The organism is uncultured Eudoraea sp., assembly GCF_947258925.1.
Classification (GTDB): domain Bacteria; phylum Bacteroidota; class Bacteroidia; order Flavobacteriales; family Flavobacteriaceae; genus Eudoraea.
On sequence record NZ_CAMYKG010000066.1, the window covers coordinates 1 to 4,677 of the forward strand.

At 39.1% G+C, this 4,677-nt stretch carries 5 protein-coding genes and 1 pseudogene; 5 read left to right on the forward strand and 1 reads right to left on the reverse strand.

What is annotated here, in order from left to right; genetic code table 11:
* Position 1: 1 nt before the first annotated feature.
* The 5 genes from Q0X77_RS15005 to Q0X77_RS15025 all read left to right on the forward strand — a co-directional run bounded on the left by Q0X77_RS15005 (position 2) and on the right by Q0X77_RS15025 (position 4,385).
* Positions 2-385, forward strand: a complete 384-nt coding sequence (locus Q0X77_RS15005) for a response regulator (protein WP_297798634.1) — start codon at positions 2-4, stop codon at positions 383-385.
* Positions 386-460: 75 nt separating this feature from the next.
* On the forward strand, positions 461-1,003 hold the full coding sequence (locus tag Q0X77_RS15010; RefSeq protein WP_297798635.1) for a heme NO-binding domain-containing protein: 543 nt from the start codon (positions 461-463) through the stop codon (positions 1,001-1,003).
* On the forward strand, positions 996-3,350 hold the full coding sequence (locus tag Q0X77_RS15015; protein ID WP_297798636.1) for a PAS domain-containing sensor histidine kinase: 2,355 nt from the start codon (positions 996-998) through the stop codon (positions 3,348-3,350). Before Q0X77_RS15010 ends, Q0X77_RS15015 begins: the two co-directional genes overlap by 8 nt.
* Before the next feature lie 2 nt (positions 3,351-3,352).
* Complete coding sequence (locus Q0X77_RS15020) at positions 3,353-3,670, forward strand: Hpt domain-containing protein (protein ID WP_297798637.1); 318 nt, start codon at positions 3,353-3,355, stop codon at positions 3,668-3,670.
* A 4-nt stretch (positions 3,671-3,674) separates the two neighbouring features.
* Positions 3,675-4,385, forward strand: coding sequence for a LytTR family DNA-binding domain-containing protein (locus tag Q0X77_RS15025; protein WP_297798638.1), 711 nt, complete (start codon positions 3,675-3,677; stop codon positions 4,383-4,385).
* A gap of 3 nt (positions 4,386-4,388) precedes the next feature.
* Here Q0X77_RS15025 and Q0X77_RS15030 read toward each other — a convergent pair.
* A pseudogene (locus Q0X77_RS15030) lies at positions 4,389-4,677 on the reverse strand (hypothetical protein); the annotation flags it as partial.

Genomic DNA, 4,677 nt, shown 5'->3' on the forward strand with positions numbered 1-4,677 from the left:
TATTGAAGACGATGCCATAGAGACCATGAAGTTGACAAGGACCTTATCCAAGCTGGATGAAAAACACACCCTTATTCAGGCAAACAATGGGGAAGAAGCGTTGAAGATCCTTAAAGAAAATAACCTGCCTGATATTATCCTTCTTGACCTGAATATGCCACGAATGAATGGCATAGAATTCCTTCAGATCCTTAAAAAAGACCCCCTGCTTAAATACCTGCCTACGGTAATTTTGACAACATCTGAAAACAGAACAGACCTGCTCGAATGTTATAAGACCGGAATTGCAGGCTACGTGATAAAGCCTTTAAAATATGATGATTACGAAGATAAGCTTATGAAGGTGATCTCCTACTGGCAAGTAAATGAACTGGTAAAAGGTTAATGGAATTAGTCATTTCACAACAAAATTTTTACAACAGGTAAGGTTTTTCCTATATTTAAATTTGATTTTATCTTTATGAAAGGTTTTATTTTTACAGAGTTCCTGGAAATGGTGGAAGACCAATTTGGACTGGAAATTACAGATACTATTATCGAAAATTCGGAGCTACCATCCGAAGGCATTTATACTTCTGTTGGCACCTATGATTTTAATGAAATGGTTTCCCTGCTGACTAATTTAAGTTCAGAAGTCAAGATGCCCACAAACGACTTATTATACGCTTTTGGGCTGTACTTGTTCGATAGTTTAGGGAAAGCACATCCCGAGATCATTAAAAGTTATGCTTCGCCAATTGCTCTTTTGAACTCTATTGAGGACCACATTCACGTACATGTAAAAAAGCTCTACCCGGATGCGGAATTACCCAGCTTTACCATAATTGAAAAAACGGATACTTCCCTATCCATGATTTACAGCTCTTCAAGAGGGCTATACAGCCTGGCTCACGGCCTAATGGAAAAAGCTTTTACGCATTTCAACAGCAGTGCCGAAATAAGCTATGAGTTGCTGAAGGAAGATGGCACCCAGGTAAAATTTCATATTGTCCAGCATGGATAACAAAGAAGTAACTTTATTGAAAAGGGCCTTAGAGCGCCAAAAGAAAGCAAGACTTCAGGCAGAAAAAATACTGGAAGAAAAATCACAGGAATTATACAATACCGCCAGGCAATTAAAAGAGACCAATGAGCGCTTAGAAAACCTCTTAAGCGAAAAAACATCGGAATTAGAAGGGGTATTTATCAATATCATTGATCCATATCTGGTTATGGACATCAATGGTAATGTTCTTCGGATGAATGCCGCCGCCAAACAACTCCTGGGATACGATCATAACGAAGAGACTGTCAACCTCGGATCTCTGATCCATCCGGATTACGTTGAATATACCAAAGAATCTTTCAAACTTCTTTATGAAGTAGGTACCCTAAAAAACTACAGAGCTAAGATCATTGTAAAGGATCAATCCATTCGATACGTACAAGTGAACAGCAGCATAATTTATGATAAGGTGGGCCACCCCATTGCCGCGCAGGGTATTATCAGAGATATTACTAAGGAAAAGGAGGTAGAAGTATTGCTTTCCGAACAAAAGAAGCAGCTCGATATCATAGTTGAAAATTCCCCACTGGGAATTGTCCTTACTCAAGGGGGTAAATTCCTTAAAATAAACAAGACCTTCTCTGAGCTACTTGGTTATTCGGAGTCTGAATTAAAAAAATCTACTGTAGATGCCATTTCGGCGCCCGAAGACAATGAAAAGTCGAGTAAGTATATGATTGATATGAAGAAAGGAAAACTGGACAACTTTTCAATAGTTAAGCAATATTTCAGAAAGAACGGAACTGCCATTTTAGCCAAAACTTCAGTAAGTGCGGTAAGGGAACCCTCAGGGAAGATCGCATATGAAGTAGCTATTGTAGAGGATATTTCCAAGGAAAGGAAAGCACAAGAGCAAGTCAGAGCCTCAGAAAACAGGCTTGCCAGTCTTATTTCGAATTTACAGACCGGTGTCTTACTGGAAAATGAAAACAGGGAAATATCCCTGACGAATCAGATGTTTTGCGACATCTTCCATATTCCTGTTCCACCGGAAAGCCTAAAAGGAAACGATTGTTCTAATGCTGCCGAGGAAACCAAGCACTATTTTGCAGATGGGAAAGGATTCGTTAAACGTATCAATCAGATTTTAAAGGCACAAAAAGTAGTCCTTTCAGATGAACTGGAAATGAAAGATGGCCGCATTTTAGAGCGAGACTATATTCCAATTTTCAGTGATGGTATTTATAAAGGGCATTTGTGGACGTATAATGATGTTACGATCAGGAAGAATTACAAGAAAAATCTTGAGATTCAAAATGAAAAATATTGGAGTATAATCGCCAATATGAACCTTGGGCTCATAGAGGTAGACAACGCAGATGTAATTCAATTGGTTAATCAGAGTTTTTGCAATATGAGTGGGTATTCTGAGCAGGAATTAATAGGAAAAAAGGCAAGTGCTACCCTAAAGGTGTCCGAAAAGAACATCATAGTTGAAAAAGGAAAAGAACGGCTCAGGGGAAAATCGGATTCCTATGAGATACAGGTGTATACTAAATCTAATGAACTGCGCTACTGGCTTATCAGTGGTGCACCCCGATATAATGAAACAGGTAAGGTTGTAGGTTCCATTGGGATTCACCTTGACATAACGGCACAGAAAAACCTGGAGTTACAGAAGGAAAAACTTTTGCTAGAACTGGAAGCCAGTAATCAAGGACTTGAAGAATATGCGCATATTGTTTCTCATGACCTTAAATCTCCTTTGCGAAGCATCAGTGCCCTGGCTACCTGGTTACATGACGATTATAAAGAGATCATAGATGATACAGGTCTGTTCAACCTTCAAATGATGCAGGAAAAAGTGGAGGGGATGGATAAGCTCATTGATGGAATATTAAAATATTCCAGTATTAATAGCGAACATCTTGATACAGTTTCTGTAGACCTGAATCAGGTGGTGAAGGATATACGGGAGATTATTTATACTCCAAAACATGTTAATGTCATCATCATGACCCCCCTTCCCACGCTGCAGGCCGATGCTACTAAAATGCACCAGCTATTTCAGAACCTGATAAGCAATGCGGTTACCAATATTGATAAGGAAGAAGGCCTGGTAGTTATTGATGTAAAGGAAAATAAAACCCACTGGGAATTCTGCATTAAAGACAATGGCGTTGGAATCCCTAAAGAGTACCACGAAAAAATATTTCAAATATTCCAGTCCATAGGAACTAAGGAAAGTTCAACCGGTATCGGACTGTCTATCGTTAAAAAGATAGTAGATTTGTACGAAGGTAAGATCTGGTTAGACAGCGATGTGGGCGAGGGAACTACCTTTTATTTCACTTTAAAGAAATAAGCATGGAAACTCCAAACCTGGAATATATAAAACAATTGGCAGGGGACGATGTTGCATTTGAGCAAAAATTCATTGCTATTCTGAAGGACGAGTTTCCTGTTGAGAAACAGGAATACATCAAAACCCTTCGGGAAGGAAAAACGAATGAAACGGCATTGATAGTGCATAAATTAAAACATAAATTAAACATCCTTGGGCTGGAAAATGCCTATGGTCTTGCTGTTACCTACGAAGAGGAACTAAAAATGGAGAATACTGCGTTAAATGAAGAATTTTCAAGTATTTTAGAGACCATAGAATCCTATTTAAAGACCCTTTGAGATCATGAATTGTATAATCATAGATGATGAAGCAGCTGCAAGAGCCATTGTGGCCCAATTGTGCACTTCCATTCCTGAGCTGGATGTGATTGAAGAGTTTTCGAATGCCATAGATGCCATTAAATTCCTTAACCAGCAAAGTGTAGACCTGATATTCCTCGATATTCATATGCCCGGTTTTACCGGATTCGATTTTGTGCAAACCCTTAAAGATCCTCCAAAGATCGTCCTTACAACCTCTGATACAAATTTTGCGATTGAGGCCTATGAATATGAAGCAATTGTGGATTATCTGGTCAAACCAATCACACCAGAGAGGTTCACAAAGTCTATACAGAAAGTAAAGAATATAATCGCTCAGCAACCCTCGGTAACCAAGGGCGATGGTGGCGCGAGTTCAGTGGGGGAAGATTTGTATATCAATATAGACCGGAGACTTATCAAACTAACCTTTGATGAGATCTTATTTATAGAAGCCAAAGGCGATTATATAGATATTAAGACTACCAAAGAGACACATAGGGTACACAACACCTTGAAAAAGATAAAAGAAAAACTTCCTGAAGAGCTCTTTCTTCAGATCCACAGATCCTATATTATCAACTTTACAAAAATTATTGATATAGAGGACAACAGTGTGCTTATTGAAAAAAGCGTAATTCCCATAAGCCGGTCTAACCGCCCGGAACTCATGCGGAGATTAAATTTGCTCTAACCGCTACAGCTTGGCTAACATCTTCTTATAGAAGAGTGGGGTTTTTGTAAAGTTCCACTTCAGCCTGACCCCTATTTCTGTAAAGTTAAATCCGCTGGCCGTTGCGGAAGCAATGTTACTGTATTTCCCATAAATACTACCTATCACTCTTTTGGAAATCTGTTGATTAAGCCCGGCTTCCAATCTGAAAACTACTGACTGCGGGTCGGCCTCTACCTTTTGCAAACCTGTAGCACAGTTTAGGATATAAGTGCTCTTTTCTGAAAAAGAGCCTCTGAGATCAGCAAAAACT

Coding starts and splice junctions, on each gene's coding strand:
- Q0X77_RS15010 (WP_297798635.1), top strand. CDS start 461: ATGAAAGGTTTTATTTTTACAGAGTTCCTGGAAATGGTGGAAGACCAA.
- Q0X77_RS15015 (WP_297798636.1), top strand. CDS start 996: ATGGATAACAAAGAAGTAACTTTATTGAAAAGGGCCTTAGAGCGCCAA.
- Q0X77_RS15020 (WP_297798637.1), top strand. CDS start 3,353: ATGGAAACTCCAAACCTGGAATATATAAAACAATTGGCAGGGGACGAT.
- Q0X77_RS15025 (WP_297798638.1), top strand. CDS start 3,675: ATGAATTGTATAATCATAGATGATGAAGCAGCTGCAAGAGCCATTGTG.